Origin of the sequence: Halomonas sp. AOP13-D3-9 (genome assembly GCF_052379125.1) — a bacterium.
Taxonomy (GTDB): domain Bacteria; phylum Pseudomonadota; class Gammaproteobacteria; order Pseudomonadales; family Halomonadaceae; genus Vreelandella.
Genome location: NZ_JBQSYH010000014.1, coordinates 72,898 through 88,194, shown reverse-complemented (window position 1 = coordinate 88,194; position 15,297 = coordinate 72,898). Strand labels below are relative to the sequence as shown.

The 15,297-nt window shown below is 50.3% G+C and carries 15 protein-coding genes; 12 read left to right on the top strand and 3 right to left on the bottom strand.

What is annotated here, in order from left to right; all coding sequences use genetic code 11:
* Positions 1-402: 402 nt before the first annotated feature.
* Positions 403-624: a helix-turn-helix domain-containing protein gene (locus tag ACT3UM_RS16135; protein WP_444648951.1), complete on the bottom strand. Its 222-nt coding sequence runs from the start codon at positions 622-624 to the stop codon at positions 403-405.
* A 152-nt stretch (positions 625-776) separates the two neighbouring features.
* On the opposite strand from ACT3UM_RS16135, the gene ACT3UM_RS16130 reads away from it, so the two are divergent.
* The 8 genes from ACT3UM_RS16130 (at position 777) to ACT3UM_RS16095 (ending at position 8,713) form a co-directional block, all read left to right on the top strand.
* The gene (locus ACT3UM_RS16130; protein ID WP_444648952.1) at positions 777-1,016 is read left to right on the top strand and encodes a hypothetical protein; all 240 of its coding nucleotides are present in this window, start codon (positions 777-779) and stop codon (positions 1,014-1,016) included.
* On the top strand, positions 1,009-2,247 hold the full coding sequence (locus ACT3UM_RS16125) for a tyrosine-type recombinase/integrase (RefSeq protein ID WP_498900459.1): 1,239 nt from the start codon (positions 1,009-1,011) through the stop codon (positions 2,245-2,247). Before ACT3UM_RS16130 ends, ACT3UM_RS16125 begins: the two co-directional genes overlap by 8 nt.
* On the top strand, positions 2,234-3,178 hold the full coding sequence (locus tag ACT3UM_RS16120; RefSeq protein WP_444648954.1) for a TraI domain-containing protein: 945 nt from the start codon (positions 2,234-2,236) through the stop codon (positions 3,176-3,178). The genes ACT3UM_RS16125 and ACT3UM_RS16120 overlap by 14 nt, the downstream gene beginning before the upstream one ends.
* Positions 3,179-3,525: 347 nt before the next feature.
* Positions 3,526-4,458 carry a CysB family HTH-type transcriptional regulator gene (locus tag ACT3UM_RS16115; RefSeq protein ID WP_444648955.1) on the top strand — a complete coding sequence of 311 codons (933 nt, stop codon included), beginning with the start codon at positions 3,526-3,528 and terminating at the stop codon, positions 4,456-4,458.
* A gap of 256 nt (positions 4,459-4,714) precedes the next feature.
* Positions 4,715-5,788 (top strand): sulfate ABC transporter substrate-binding protein, encoded by a 1,074-nt coding sequence (locus ACT3UM_RS16110; RefSeq protein ID WP_498900456.1) that lies wholly within the window; start codon positions 4,715-4,717, stop codon positions 5,786-5,788.
* Between the two features lie 82 nt (positions 5,789-5,870).
* Positions 5,871-6,698 carry a sulfate ABC transporter permease subunit CysT gene (gene cysT, locus ACT3UM_RS16105; protein WP_030074456.1) on the top strand — a complete coding sequence of 276 codons (828 nt, stop codon included), beginning with the start codon at positions 5,871-5,873 and terminating at the stop codon, positions 6,696-6,698.
* 10 nt (positions 6,699-6,708) lie between these two features.
* Positions 6,709-7,599 (top strand): sulfate ABC transporter permease subunit CysW, encoded by an 891-nt coding sequence (gene cysW / locus ACT3UM_RS16100; protein ID WP_498900454.1) that lies wholly within the window; start codon positions 6,709-6,711, stop codon positions 7,597-7,599.
* Between the two features lie 34 nt (positions 7,600-7,633).
* A complete protein-coding gene (locus tag ACT3UM_RS16095; protein ID WP_498900452.1) occupies positions 7,634-8,713 on the top strand; it encodes a sulfate/molybdate ABC transporter ATP-binding protein in 1,080 nt (359 codons plus the stop codon).
* A gap of 182 nt (positions 8,714-8,895) precedes the next feature.
* Here the strand turns inward: ACT3UM_RS16095 and ACT3UM_RS16090 are convergent, their stop codons facing one another.
* A complete protein-coding gene (locus tag ACT3UM_RS16090; protein ID WP_498900450.1) occupies positions 8,896-10,479 on the bottom strand; it encodes a rhodanese-like domain-containing protein in 1,584 nt (527 codons plus the stop codon).
* A complete protein-coding gene (locus ACT3UM_RS16085; RefSeq protein WP_498900448.1) occupies positions 10,476-11,084 on the bottom strand; it encodes a cysteine dioxygenase family protein in 609 nt (202 codons plus the stop codon). Before ACT3UM_RS16085 ends, ACT3UM_RS16090 begins: the two co-directional genes overlap by 4 nt.
* Positions 11,085-11,208: 124 nt before the next feature.
* Here ACT3UM_RS16085 and ACT3UM_RS16080 point away from each other — a divergent pair, with 124 nt between their 5' ends.
* The 4 genes from ACT3UM_RS16080 to ACT3UM_RS16065 all read left to right on the top strand — a co-directional run bounded on the left by ACT3UM_RS16080 (position 11,209) and on the right by ACT3UM_RS16065 (position 15,295).
* Positions 11,209-12,093, top strand: coding sequence for a LysR family transcriptional regulator (locus ACT3UM_RS16080; protein ID WP_498900446.1), 885 nt, complete (start codon positions 11,209-11,211; stop codon positions 12,091-12,093).
* 213 nt (positions 12,094-12,306) lie between these two features.
* On the top strand, positions 12,307-13,314 hold the full coding sequence (locus tag ACT3UM_RS16075; protein ID WP_498900444.1) for an ABC transporter substrate-binding protein: 1,008 nt from the start codon (positions 12,307-12,309) through the stop codon (positions 13,312-13,314).
* Complete coding sequence (locus tag ACT3UM_RS16070; RefSeq protein WP_498900442.1) at positions 13,314-14,288, top strand: ABC transporter substrate-binding protein; 975 nt, start codon at positions 13,314-13,316, stop codon at positions 14,286-14,288. The genes ACT3UM_RS16075 and ACT3UM_RS16070 overlap by 1 nt, the downstream gene beginning before the upstream one ends.
* Positions 14,285-15,295 (top strand): ABC transporter substrate-binding protein, encoded by a 1,011-nt coding sequence (locus tag ACT3UM_RS16065; RefSeq protein ID WP_498900440.1) that lies wholly within the window; start codon positions 14,285-14,287, stop codon positions 15,293-15,295. The genes ACT3UM_RS16070 and ACT3UM_RS16065 overlap by 4 nt, the downstream gene beginning before the upstream one ends.
* Positions 15,296-15,297: the final 2 nt, after the last annotated feature.

Sequence of the window (15,297 nt, the reverse complement as noted above, 5' to 3'; positions counted from 1 at the left end):
GACTGTGCCCTATGATTGGCCTGAAGGTCACTTCCTTTCAAGGAATTTCTCCTACTTCTGTGCCAAATATAAATCCCCTCATTTGCTCTTAAATGACGCTACCTCCATGAACGTAACCCAAGAAAAATCCTTTCTAATGATGATTTTAGATCGTTAAATGTAATTTTAGGACATATAATATGTCCATATTTCATCAGTCTCATAACCGTCATCGGTTCAAATCCGGTCCCCGCTACCAATATTTTGAAAGGCAGATCAGTTACTTACTGATCTGCCTTTTTTGTATCTGTTAGCCTGCAAACTCCCTGTGACACATCTGTGACGTATATGTGACACATTCGCTCCGTTGCTTGCGTCTGTAATTTATTCTTATGACCTTCAGTCAACGACTGGCAGTATTAATCACCTCTCATTTTCCTCATGATTTTTTTGAATTTCTAGCAAATCACCCACCTCACAACTGAAAAGCTTGCATAGTTTATCCAGTGCATCCAACTCGATTCGCTGAGCAGTTTCTTTATAAAGAAGCGTAACAGTATTGCGGTTAAGACCTGTTTCACGCGCAACATCCACGATCTTCATTTTGTGCTCACCCATCAAGCGTGCGAGATGACAACGAACCATCAATACCTCCTGCAAATGCTTTTTTGTCATCCTGAATGGCAAAAAACGCTTGCAAATGGTTTTTTGCTGTCTAAAATGTCATTTAGGATGACATTCTGATATTTGGAATGTCTTTTAGTCACGCAGAATACCACTCCTTTTGGAGGTTTTCGATGGAATCATCTTATACCTATCTCACGACCGAAGAGCTTGCCCAGCGCATCAAGTACGACTGCCGTACTATCCGACAGCAGCTAAAAGACAGCGTCCTTATCGAGGGAACCCACTACATCAAGCCATTTGGCCGACGGAAAATTTTGTTCTTGTGGGAAGCCGTTGAAAAAGAAATGCTTAAAGCCACTCATGGCACTATCTCCATTCCGATGGCAAATGGAGGCTATAGCCATGGGTAAGGTTCGCCAACGAAAAGAGACGGGTAAGCTCTATCTGGATTTTTTCTACCAAGGCCTGCGATTACGTGAGCAAACTGCACTGAAAGACACGCCTACTAACAGAAAAAAGGTGGAGCAATTACTGGCAAAGGTAGAAGCAAAAATTTTGCTAGATGATCTCGACTATGCTGAGTTTTTCCCTGGCAGTAAAAATTTACATAAGCTGGGGTTAAATAACGCCGCTAAAAATCAATCTCTTCAACCTGCACAGATCGAGAACACTCAACCGACTGTGGAGACACCGCTCTTCAACGTTTTTTCTGATCAGTGGTTCGACGAGAGTAAAATCCAATGGCGTGCTTCCCACGTACGCAATGTGAGCTCGATCCTGGATAGCTCCCTTAAACCAGCGTTTGGGAAAAAACACATCGGAGATATCACCAAGGCGGACATCCTGGCGTTCCGCACCAAACTAGCCAAGCGCAAGGGCCGTGGTGCCACGAGGCTGGTATCGCATAAAACGATCAACAGCCATATGTCTATTTTGCGCATGGTGCTCGATGAAGCGGCCGAGCGTTTCGATTTTGAGTCTCCGTACAAGAACATCAAGCCGTTAAAGCTGCAGAAGACGCATATTGAGCCGTTTTCGCTACACGAAGTACAACGCATCATCGATAAAGTCCGCCCGGACTATTGCAACTATTACACCGTGCGCTTTTTTACCGGCATGCGCACCGGCGAAGTCGATGGGTTGAAGTGGAAAAACGTTGATTTTGCTAAGCGGGAAATCTTGGTACGCGAAACATTGATCAATGGCGAAACGGAATATACCAAGACCGACGGGTCGCAGCGTGAAATCCCTATGTTTGGTCAAGTGTATGACGCGCTAAAAACGCAGTATGCTGCCACTGGGCATCTGAGCCAATACGTGTTCTGCAATCAGTTGGGACAGCCGCTTGATCACAACAATGTGACGAAGCGCGTGTGGTATCCCTTGCTTAAGTCTCTTGGGCTGACAAAACGACGCCCTTATCAAACACGGCATACTGCCGCGACACTCTTTTTGGCTTCTGGCGAAAATCCAGAGTGGGTGGCGCGAATGCTGGGCCATAGTTCAACCGAGATGCTGTTCAAGGTTTATTCGCGTTACGTCCCCAATGCCACCCGTATGGATGGCTCTGCCTTTGAGCGTTTGTTAGGCAACACCACGCCCACTAAGCCCCAGAAGGAGCAGCATCATGAAACGGCTTGATAACGCCCCTACTCATCTGTCTCGTACCTTCACGGGCACTTATCGCCTTACTGGACGCGTGGTGGAGTTCGACAACGCGAAAACGCCTTTCTTAAAGTTGCGGCTAAGCGATTGTGTGGGGGATCAAATCGCGATGCTCAACTTGAGCAAAACAACAGTACCTGAGCGCATCGGCCATCTGGACTTTGTTACCGCCTCCGGCGTGAAGTGTTTGTCAGGCCAATTCATTCTCGATGAGTTCCGCAGGGCGTCTCGGGATGAAGTGACCTCTATGGATACCTTGCAATCGTTGCCACGGGTGTACTCCCCGATGCCAGAGGTATTCGACAAGTTAATCGCGACCGTACAGTCGCTTCAATCAGACTGCCTTCGAGTGTTTTTGACACGGGTACTGGAACGGAAGGATCGTCTTGAAGCTTTTTTGAATGCGCCCGCCAGCGCCAATTATCACCATGCCTACCCGGGCGGCTTGCTAGAGCATTCGTTGAACGTCGCTAACAATGCCGTGGCTATGCTACGTCTTAACGAGCCCTCTATGTCACGCTTGATACAGGAAACGTGCTTTGTCGCGGGGTTATTGCATGATATTGGAAAAACCTACACCTACGACGCTAAAGGCAAACCGAATTCCGCCTGGAAGCTCTGTAGTCATGATGCCTTTACCTTAGAAGCCTGCGCCTATGGGCTGGCGTATTTAGATAAGCACGCGCCTGACCTAGCTATCATGCTACGCCATTCTTGGACATGCGCGTCACCGGGTGCGCGCTACGGCCAGAAAGCAGCCATAACACTTGCTCGTTATATCCGCGATGCCGATGGGCAAAGTGCAATGGCCGATAACCAAATACGAGCGTTTCGCTCCAAAAACCACTGGGGCTTCGGTCGTATTGGTCAAAATGTTTTCTGGCGACCAGAGATATCAGTTTTATAGTCTCAATAATGCTGTATGAGATATCACTCTAAAGTCGCCAATGCTGTCGCGTGGCGGCTTTTTTATGCGCTCTTTCTAGCTACTTTAGTAAAACTTGATTCTCAGAAACTCCTCCTGGTTGAACTTATAGCTAGAGAAGCGTTTGAGGGAGCTTGGTTCTATTACCAGCCTGAGCTGGCGCCTTGCCCTTTCATCATAAAAGGCGTTATCACAATACGTTCATCTCTGAAACCCCGATTCCCAGAAAAACGATAAGGATATCGTGAAATATAATTATGGAATAAAAGATATTTTTAATATTCTTTTATTGAATATTAAAACTGCCAACTGATCGGATACTCCTCGCTATGAATATTCAGCAACTGCGCATCGTACGCGAGACAGTGCGTCAGCACTTTAATCTTACTGAGGCGTCTAATGCTCTGTTCACCTCTCAGTCTGGGGCAAGTAAGCACATTCGAGATTTGGAAGAAGAGCTAGGCGTTGAGATTTTTGAGCGCAGGGGCAAGCGGATTCTTGGGCTGACAGTCGCGGGTAGCACTTTGATGGAATTCATCGAGCGCATTTTGCTTGATGTGGAAAATCTTAAACGCTCAGCGCATCAGCTTACCCATGTGGATCAAGGCAGCCTTGCCATTGCAACTACGCACACCCAGGCACGCTATGCCCTACCGCCCATCATTGCTCGTTTTAAGCAAGCATTTCCAAAAGTACATTTGGAACTTCACCAATGCAGCCCTGAAGAAATTGTCTCAATGCTGAAAGCGGGCAAAGTGGATATCGGTATTGCTACCGAGGCGCTGCATGAGGAAGGGCAGCTTTTTGCCTGCTTTCCCTTCTACCATTGGTATCATGGCGTCGTGGTGCCGGAAGGGCATCCGCTCAATGACGGCTTACCATTAACACTTGAACGTATTACTGAGCACCCGATTGTGACTTACCACGAAGGGTTTACTGGGCGTACCCGTATTGATACCGCATTTTCTGCTGCGGATGCATTCCCAGATATTGTGCTTACCGCATTGGATGCAGATGTAATCAAAACCTATGTAGAGCTGGGCATGGGCGTTGGGTTAATCGCCTCCATGGCGTATCACGAACAGCGTGATCAGGGTTTAAAACTACTGGATGCCAGCAGTCTATTTCCCCGTAACACCACTTATCTAGCGCTACGACGTGGCCATTTCTTGCGTGGCTATGCCTACCAATTCTTAAAGCTTTGCCGCGACAACCTGGATGAAGAGACCGTTAACCAAGTATTAGCAGGCCGCAGGGATTAGCTGTCGTTCACCACCTCCGTTTTTCCATCTTTTCAAACCTCACCATGACGACCAGGCAACCACGCCACCTGACCGTTGTGGCTTTTCAATATGCCTGATTTCCCTATGCAAGCTCACTGGTTTGTAGCGGATTGCTAATCATAAAAAGATATAAGAAATCCATTTTTTATTCGTTAATTTGAATAATAGAGACCGTTAGGCTGTGCATCATCACCTCAAAAACGATAGCTAAACATTGAGCTGGAGCAGCCTCATCATGGAAAAAACAACGCCTACAAACACCTGGAAAAAATCTAAACTCACCGCCGCCATACTATTGGGTGGCGCCGTACTCGCTAGCGCAATAACGTTCAGCGCGACCGTTCAAGCGCAAAGCGAATCATTGGAAATACTCAACGTCTCCTACGACCCGACTCGCGAGCTTTATCGGGAGTACAACGATTGGTTCAGCAATTACTGGCAAGAACAGAGCGGTGAAACTGTCACTATTCGTCAATCCCATGGGGGAGCGGGGTCTCAGGCCCGCGCGGTACTCGATGGCTTGGAAGCCGACGTTGTCACGCTCGCCTTGGCGTATGACATTGATCAGTTCCATGAACGCTCTGATTTAATACCTGCGGATTGGCAGTCACGTCTTCCCAATAACAGCTCTCCTTATACATCTACTATTGTGTTGCTGGTGCGCGATGGCAACCCAAAGAATATTCAAGACTGGGATGATCTTGTTCGTGACGACGTAGAAGTGATCACCCCCAATCCCAAAACGTCGGGCGGCGCACGCTGGAACTACCTTGCCGCGTGGGGTTACGCGTTAGATAAATTCGATGGCGACGAAGAGAAGGTCTTTGAATTCGTACGCGATATTTACAAAAACGTACCTGTACTCGATTCTGGGGCACGCGGCGCGACTAATACCTTCGTTCAGCGCGGTATTGGCGATGTACTGCTCGCCTGGGAAAACGAGGCATTCTTGGCCACCGAACAGCTTGGTAAAGGCGACTTTGAGATTGTCGTGCCGTCGGTAAGCATTCTCGCAGAACCGCCTGTGACAGTGATTGATAAAAACGTCGATGCTCATGGAACCCGCGAGGTGTCTACCGCCTATTTGGAGCAACTCTATTCTGATGAGGCCCAGCGCTTGGCAGGCAAACATTATTACCGCCCATCCAATGAGACCATTGCGGCAGAGTTTGCTGATCAGTTTCCTGAAGTAGAGCGTTTTACCGTTGATGAGGTGTTTGAAGGCTGGACGAATGCTCAAGAAACGCACTTCAATGACGGTGGTCGTTTCGATGACATTCTCGAACAGGTCGGCAATCCCACCAATTAAGATAGGTTGATACTTTCAATCCCCAGGCTGTGAGGCCCGGGGTTTTTGGGTTTAACCACCCCAACAAATGATGAGCTTCAACATGCCGAACCTTAACCAACCGCGCAATGTGATCCCAGGCTTTGGCTTGACAATGGGGTTCTCGCTTTTCTATCTCGGCTTAGTCTTCCTGATTCCCGTTGCCGGATTACTGATATTTACCACGACCATGAGCTGGGCTGACTTTTGGTCGGCCATTAGCCATCCACAAGTCGTGGCCTCTTATAAACTCTCTTTTGGTGCGTCATTGATCGGAGCCTTAATTAACTTATTCTTTGGCATGCTCGTGGCCTGGGTGCTAGTGCGCTACCGCTTTCCAGGTAAACGCATTGTTGATGCGCTGGTGGATCTCCCCTTTGCCTTACCCACCGCTGTAGCAGGCATTGCCCTCGTAACACTTTACGCCAGCACTGGGTGGGTAGGCCAACACCTGGATGTCTTCGGCATTCGCGTTGCCTATACCCAATTGGGCGTTGTGGTAGCACTCACCTATATTGGTTTGCCTTTTGTTGTACGGACTGTTCAACCAGTATTAGAGGATCTAGAAGCGGAGTTTGAAGAGGTATCCGCTAGCCTGGGCGCTAGCCGCTTCACTACTATTCGGCGGGTGATTTTCCCAGCACTGCTTCCTGCAGCATTAACAGGCTTTGCATTAGCATTCGCGCGTGCACTGGGGGAGTACGGATCCGTTGTATTTATCTCAGGCAACCTACCGTATAGAACCGAAATCACTCCATTACTAATAGTCACCAAGATTGAGCAATTTGACTATCAAGGTGCCGCCGCTATCGGCACGGTGATGCTGCTCGCTGCCTTCTTGCTACTGCTGCTAATTAATGGCCTGCAGTGGTGGGCTTCTCGGCGCCACTAAGGAACTCTCCATGTCATTTTCAAACACTTCATCTTCATTATCCAATCCTTCAATGGAAAAGCGCTGGCGTCGCGCTACTGAAGAGCCTGCTTGGCTAAGGCTTAGCCTAATTATTATCGCGCTTGCTTTTCTAGGGCTCTTCCTGGTGCTTCCACTGATCGTGGTACTTTACAGCGCCTTCAGCCAGGGACTATCGGCCTGGCAAGCGGCCGTCACTGAGCCCGACGCCTTGGCTGCTATCCGCTTAACATTGCTGGTGGTGATTATCGTCGTACCCGCCAATATGGTGTTCGGCGTAGCGACCGCTTGGGCCGTTGCTAAATTCGAGTTCCGAGGTAAGTCTATATTAATCTCACTGATCGATATGCCTTTCGCTATTTCACCGGTCGTGGTGGGCCTGATTTTCGTCGTCATGTTCGGCTCCCAGGGCTGGCTTGGTCCCTGGCTGTATGAGCACGACTTACAAATCCTCTATGCGGTTCCTGGCATCGTGATTGTCATCATATTTGGGACACTGCCATTCATTGCACGCGAACTGATCCCTCTTATGCAGCAGCAGGGTAAAGAGGAAGAAGAAGCCTCGTTAACGCTCGGTGCCAACGGCTGGAAAACCTTCTGGTACGTCACCCTTCCCAACATTAAGTGGGGACTCATCTACGGCATTATTCTGTGTAATGCCCGTGCCATGGGTGAATTCGGCGCGGTAGCGGTGGTGTCAGGTCGCATTCGCGGTGAAACCAACACCATGCCCCTACACATTGAAGTGCTTTACAACGAATACATGTTTACCGCCGCTTTTGCCGTCTCTTCGCTTTTGACAGGCCTTGCACTAGTCACCATTGCGATTAAGAGCGCCGTTGAGTGGAACGATGAACGCCGCCAACGTATAGCCGCCGCCTGATCCCTCAGCGCATCATAGAGATAAGAGACTATTTATGAGCATCGAAATCGATCACGTTAATAAACACTTTCGCGACTTTGTCGCGGTCGACAATGTCAGCCTAACGTTCCGTGATGGCGAACTCACTGCCCTGCTCGGTCCTTCTGGTTCCGGCAAGACAACGCTTTTGCGCATCATAGCCGGACTAGAACAGCCAGATACCGGGCGAATCCGCTTTCACGGCGAAGACACTACCGACCTGCATGTCAGCGAGCGCGGTGTTGGCTTTGTGTTTCAGCACTATGCCCTGTTCAAGCATATGACCGTGTTTCAAAACGTCGCTTACGGGTTAACCGTTCGACCACGCAAAACCCGTCCCAGCAAAGATGAGATTAAGCAGAAAGTCATGCGTTTGCTGGAACTCGTACAACTGGACTGGACCGCCCACCGCTACCCACATCAGCTTTCTGGCGGCCAGCGCCAGCGAATTGCGCTGGCCCGTGCACTGGCGGTGGAGCCTAAAGTGCTGTTGCTGGATGAGCCTTTCGGCGCACTGGATGCCAAAGTGCGCGCCGAGCTTCGCCGCTGGCTACGCCGATTACACGACGATATTCACGTGACCAGCGTGTTCGTTACCCATGACCAGGAAGAGGCGCTGGAAGTCTCAGACCGGGTTGTGGTGATGAACAAAGGCCGCGTAGAACAGGATGGTTCACCAGAGGATGTGTATGACCACCCGGCCAACCCATTCGTGTACCAGTTCCTCGGTAATGTGAACCTATTTCATGCAAGGGTTCATGATGGGATCGCCCGCATTGGCGATGTACAACTGCCAGCGCCTGAATTTCAAGGGTACAAAAATGAGCAAGGTCAGGCCTATGTAAGGCCACATGAGATTGAGGTATTCGCTGGGCGTGAACACCCAGATGCGCTGCATGCCAAAATAGAAGTGGTATCGGTGGTAGGCCCTACCGTTCGTCTTGAACTGCGCACCGACAATAGCGAGGAGCTTGTTCACGCAGAGCTTACCAAGCACCGTTTCCGCGCCTTAGGCTTAGCACAGGGTGGTGATGCCTGGATTCGCCCCACTTACAGCCGCGTGTTCTTGCCGGATGAACGTGTTTCAAACGGCTAAGGGCCTAATGAGAAAGTGGCGTCGCTGGTGCAAGCAGCACCAGCGGCCAACCCGCTCTGCCTCAGATAAAACCCAGCCAGCCCCCTGGTTTGGACCGCGTGACATTATTGACTGGGTGGATGGGCCTTGAGGCCCAAGTGCAATATTCAACTGCCCCTTACATATACCCAGGAATTCTGGCGTTATATAACTTGAAATCCATGAGTCCTATCTTTCTCCAACTGCGCGACTAAACCAAACTCCCAATCCAGATAGGCCTGCATGGCCTCTTTGGGATTATCCGTGCCTTCATATGGGCGTCGGTAGCGGTCGATCAGCGGTGATAACGCGTCTCCAGACCCTGCCTCTTCCGATAATCCCGCTCTACGCCAAGCTGCATTACCTCCCTCAAGCACAACCACCTTATGGGGCACTTGCTGGACCAACTCTTGCCAGGCGTAACGGGCTAAGCGATCACTACCGCAGGTTAAAACGATCACCTGATGCTGGGGTAGCGCTTTTACTTGGGAGACCAAATCCGTACGCAGCACCCATTTAGCACTAGGGATGTGGCCTTTTTGATAGCGCTGATACGTCGTAAGATCGAAAACCGCTACACCGCCTTCACCCAGCAGTGTCGCTAGGCTTTCCGCCGTCACCACGTCAGCAGACTGCACCGGCGGATACCGGCGTTTTTCATCGCCTGACTCCGTGAAATGACTAAGTTCGACGCCCTCAAGCACATAGACCTCCCACCCCATTTGCGCCAGCCAAGATGCCGTCATGTTGGCACGTACGCCATCGTCGTCTACCAGCACCACCCTGGCGCTTCTCACCGCCGCATGATGATCAGTCTCTTGAACTAACTGGCCTCCTGGTGCAGAGAAGGCGCCAGGAAAATGCCCTGCAGTAAACTCATCAGGGGTTCGTACGTCGAATAGATAGGTGGTGCGAGTCGCGTCCTGCTGCCAAGTAAAAAGCTGATCTCGTGTCGCTCTTTTTACACCGGCTCGGTCTGCCACTGCATGTGCAGAGGTCGCCGCCGTCAAACGTGTTTCATCGCTAACGGGCTGAAAAGACCGGGACTGTCCATGCTCAAGAGTCTGCCCAGCCAGTGTCCAGCCGATAGTGCCATTGCGCAGCGCCGCGACAGGGTTTTGGATACCCGCGTTGATCAGTGATTGGGTACCGATAAGGCTACGCGTACGACCCGCACAATTAACAATTACCTGGGTGGAGGGGTCTGGGGCAAGCTCCTTTACACGCAGCGCTAACTCCGCTCCCGGCACGCTGATGCCGGTAGGAATACTCATGGTTTGATACTCATCAAAACGACGCGCATCCAGCACTACGACATCCGCCCTGGCATCAAGTAATGCCTTCACCTCTTCAGCCGCAAGTGAAGGCGTATGCCTCACCGATTCCACCAACTCTCCAAAGGCCTTGCTGGGAGAGTTAACATCATGAAATATCTCACCTCCAGCCGCCTCCCACCCTTTTAGCCCCCCTTCCAGAAGCGCAACGTCGCTGTACCCCCAACCAGAGAGCTTTTGATAAGCCTGCTCTGCTAACGCCTCACCGTTGTCGTACACCACCACCGGTGTATTTAAACGAGGAACTCGGGTAAAAATCTCCAGTTCGAGGCGCGATAGGGGAATGTTGGTAGCAAAGAGAGGGTGCCCTTCTGCAAACGGGGCTTCTTCGCGGACATCGATAATGGCGATTTCTTGCTTGTCTTTTAAATAGCGGATGACGCTAGTGCCAGAGAGAGTGCGGAAGTTGCTCATGGTAGTGTTGTCTCTTTCGAAACGTCCCAAATATTAGGTAGGAACTGGTTTGAATACCCGGAAATGAAAACCTTTTCTTTGCCATCAGCCGCATAAACAGCCCGCTTCACAGCACCAATGTTGGCACCATAAATGTGAATACTGATGGAGGTTTGATCGTTCAGTGCATTACTGACCTGATGAATATCCCCCACTGAAGGTGATACTGCTTCAACATCACCGGGATTAAGTCGGGTGGGCTCTCCCTGGACTCTCAGCTCTCCCTGTTCCGTTCGTATAAATCCCTGTGAGAGCTCTGCCCCACGTAGCATTCCAATAACCCCCCAAACTCGGTGATCATGAATCGGCGTACGTTGTCCTGGCCCCCATACAAAACTCACTATTGAAAAACGTTGTTGGGAGTCTGCATGTAAAAGATATTGCTGGTAATACTCAGGATGAGGCTGCGTAAACTCAGTGGGTAGCCAATCATCATGACTGACCAGCTTTGCTAGAAGAGGCTTTAAAGCATCCAGCAGCGCCTCTTCATCTTGTGCACGATCCACCTGCCGAGCCACTTCGCTGATAAAATTGCGCAATCGATCCAAACGCAGTTCATCGGCCATCGTCATCACCCCATTTGAGTTGTGTAAATGGCGACCTTACCAAGCCCTCCTATATTCATTAAATGCATTTTAATGATAAGTTAATATGCAAATCAGGCAAGGGTAAGGAAGCACCACTTTACTTATGAAGAATGATGACATCAGTGCCTTTGTTGCCGTGGTCAGACGACAATCGCTCATTCAAGCTGCCGATAGCCTTCAACTAACGCAATCAGCGATTACCAGACGTATTCAAAACCTCGAAGAAACACTGGGAGTGGAGCTATTAGACCGCCACACAAAGCCGTTAAAACCTACGCCTATGGGGCTGAAAGTGTTCGAGCAGTGCCTACGTATTCTGCAGGAAATTGATGCTTTACGTGAGCTGGTCGCAAACGATACGCCGCCGCAGGGTACTTTTCGATTGGGGGTACCCCACAGCCTTAGTGAAGCGGTACTGTTACCGCCCTTGCGCTCACTTAACCAACACTATCCTGCTCTACAAACGCGCGTCAGTTCTGGTTGGGGAACAGAGCTACTCGCCAAACTTGTACAGGCTGAGCTGGATGCCGCTATGATACTTTTCCCTCGTTACAGAGCATTCCCAGATGCTGTAACGGCAGTACCACTGGGGGAAATTCAGCTATGCGTTGTTGCCTCACAGGATACCCCACCTTTTCAATACCTTATCGATAGCCAACAACATGGCTGGATACTTAACCCCGATGGCTGCGGTTTTCGAGACGGATTAATGCGGGCGTTGGCTGACCAGGGAGTAAACCTGCAGGTTAATTTGGACACCTACGGCAGCGAACTTCAGTTGGGCCTAGTGGCAGAAGGTAAAGGGCTGGGGCTCATCCCCGCACCAGTGCTAGCAAACAGCCAGTATTGCGATACTCTTCAGGTCATTACTCTGAAGGATTTCTCGCCGCTTGCAGAATTATGGCTTGTGTACCCCAAGCACCTAGGAAAATTACAAAAACCTGCCCATTTATTTGGCGCTCAACTGGCGCGCGCACTTACCCCATAAGCGCTGACCATCTCCTTATCACGCAGTAACGTAACCTCTTCTATTAGCCTCATTTTCTTAAAACTGCAGCGCTTCCGGCTAAGCGCTGCAGCTTCATACGCCCACAACTTTCTCAAAACGCATATTTAGTTATCATTAAAATGAATTTAAATCATAAAAAGGAGTGCGCTAGGGTGACAGCCATTACCACTGATGGCTTAAACAGGAAGGCACATGAGACTTACCCCTGCTATTAATAATCCGTTCTCTGCGCTAGCAGCAATAGGGTTGTTCGCTTTTAGCCTCACAAGCGCTGCACAAAGTAATCATCACTCCCCTGATTCGGTCACACTTGTGTTGGGTGATCAATCACGCCATTTACGCTCATTAGTCGAAGCTTCTGGAGTACTTGATGATGTTCCCTACCACTTCCGATGGGCCAATTTTCAAGGGGCCGCACCGCTGTTCGAGGCCCAACGTGCAGGAGCCGTCGACACCTCTTATGCAGGTGACCTACCTGTATTAATGGGTGCTGCCGGCGGCGTTGATCTTACTATTGTCGCTACCAATGAAGGGCTTGGCAGCTCGAATGGAATTTTAGTTCAAGCTGATTCAGCGATTCGTGATATCGCTGATTTAGAAGGAAAGACAGTGGTTGTCTCTTCAGCTAGAGGAAGCATTTCCCAGCATCTTCTTTACGCGGCGCTGGAAGAGGCAGGCATTGAGCGTAGTGACGTTGACGTACGTTTTGTACTTCCTACTGATGCCAGCTCCGCCTTCAATTCTGGGCAAATAGAAGCATGGGCTACCTTTGATCCATACCTTGGCATCGCTGAACGCCAGGGCGCGCGCGTCCTTCGTGATAGTGAAGGGCTCCGGGAAGCGCTCTCTTTCGTTACCGTCACAACGTCCTCTTTAAATGACCCCAATAAAAGGGCTGCCCTCGCTGATGTTACTCAGCGTTTTATTGACGCGCGTCAATGGGCATTAGAGAACTCTCAGCAATACGCCAGCGTGTATGCCCAGTTGACGGGCCTGGAACTCGATGATGCCGCCTGGATTGCCGCGCGCAGCTCTCAAGGAATGCGCCCAGTACAAGAAAGCGATATCCAGGCTCTGCAAAACGTGGCCGATCTGTTTAGTGAACTAAAAATACTACCTACCCACGTTAATGCCGCTGGCATTACCGATCTTGATTTCCTCTCTTCTTTTGAACAAGCCCACGTAGAGGTAGCGCCATAATGCCAAGTAATTTTATTTATAAAACTGGACTAGCACTGCTCGTTAGTAGCGTTTCGCTAATACCTATCAGCCTGCTAGCAAATGAACCAATTACCCTGCGTATTGCCGATCAGAAAGGCAATATGCGTGCGCAGCTAGATGCCGCTAACGCCTTAGAAGGGGCGGACTATACGGTGCAGTGGTCTGAATTTCCTGCTGCTGCGCCACTTGCCGAAGCATTGAATGCAGGAGCTGTTGACGCAGGCATTATCGGCGATGCACCGCTGCTTTTTGCCCTCGCTGCGGGTGCAGACATTAAAGCTATTGCGGTTAATCAGTCTGACCCTTACGGCACAGCAGTGTTAGTCAACGGTGATTCAGAGATTGAAACCGTGGAAGAGCTGCGGGGCAGAAACATTGCGACAGGCCGTGGCTCTATTGGCCACTATGTTGCGCTTCGTGCCCTGGATGCCCATGGATTAACACAAGAGGATGTCAATTTTCGCTTTATGGGCCCAGTAGATGCGCGCATCGCCCTTGCCACAGGGGCCGTGGATGCGTGGTCAACGTGGGAACCTTACACCGCCTTCGCAGAGCTACAGGAAGGTGCCCGAATTATTGCTAACGGCCGTGGGCTTACCAGCGGCAATAGCTTTATTGCGGCTACGGATTCAGCCATCAGTGACCCTGCCAAGCATGCTGCGCTAAAGGATTACCTGGTGCGCTTACGCGATGCGCAAACCTGGTCTTATGACCATATCGATGAGTACGCAGCCACCCTTGCAGAGATTATTGGCTTTCCTGAAGACGCTGCCAAACTCCAATACCAAAGAAGGCAACTCGCTTGGCGCGATATAGATGAAGAGATCATTAGTCAGCAGCAGTTAACCGCCGACTTTTACCTGCAAGTAGGTTTGATTCCCGACGCCATCGACGTCGAAACCACCTTTGATCGCAGCTTCACGTTCCATGAAACAGGCGAGGAACAGCCATGAGAGTCACTCGTTTTTTGCCAACTTGGCTTAACTTGGTTTCACTCACCCTAGCCATCCTCAGTAGCGCTCCCTCCTTTGCTGCTGCATCTGCTGCTGACGAGCTGGCAGACATAACACTACGAGTCGCTGTCTATAAAGGAGGCGACCAACTTCGCCTAGAGGCCGCAGGGTTACTCGATACGCCGTATCAAATTGAATGGCGGGAGTTTGGAGCCGGGAGCCAGATGCTGGAAGCTATTAATGCAAACGCCATTGATTTTGCTTCTGGAAGTGAAACGCCTCCCGTGTTTGCGGCTCACGGCAGTGCTGACTTTCGTTTGGTCGCAGCACTCAAAAATGATGTTAATCATCAAGTCGTTTTAGTGCCTGAAGACTCAGAGATTACCTCCATTGAAGAGCTTGCGGGTAAGCGTGTGGGGTACGTTCGCGGAACGACTACTCACTATTACCTTCTGCAAATGCTAGATGAAGCGGGGCTCAGTTTTGAAGATATTGACCCTCGTAATCTGAGTCCTACCGATGGCGCCGCCGCATTTTCACGCGGCGACCTCGATGCATGGGCAATCTATGGCTATAGCGTTCCGCTGACACAGCAACTGACAGGCGCCAGAGTGCTTAAAACCGCAGCGGGCTATTTGTCTGGCAACTTTCTCTACTACGCCAATACTAGCGCTCTGGAAGACCCTGCCAAAAGCGCAGCAATAGAAGATTTCCTGGAACGTCTTCAGCGCTCGTATCAATGGCAGAATGAAAACGAAGAAGAATTTGCCTCACTGCAAAGTAACGAAATTAGAGTGCCTGAAAACGTCATTCTGTCGATGTTTCATAACAAAAGCCAACCCGCTGAAGTGACTGGCGTTACCGCTGAAGCCATCGACAGCGCCCAAGATGTAGCCGATGTGTTTGCACATTTTGGCGTTCTGAGTTCCCCCGTCGATCTCACTCCTTACTGGGATGATCGCTTCAATGCAAGGCTAGCCAGTGAAGATGAGGGCCAGGCGCTATGAAG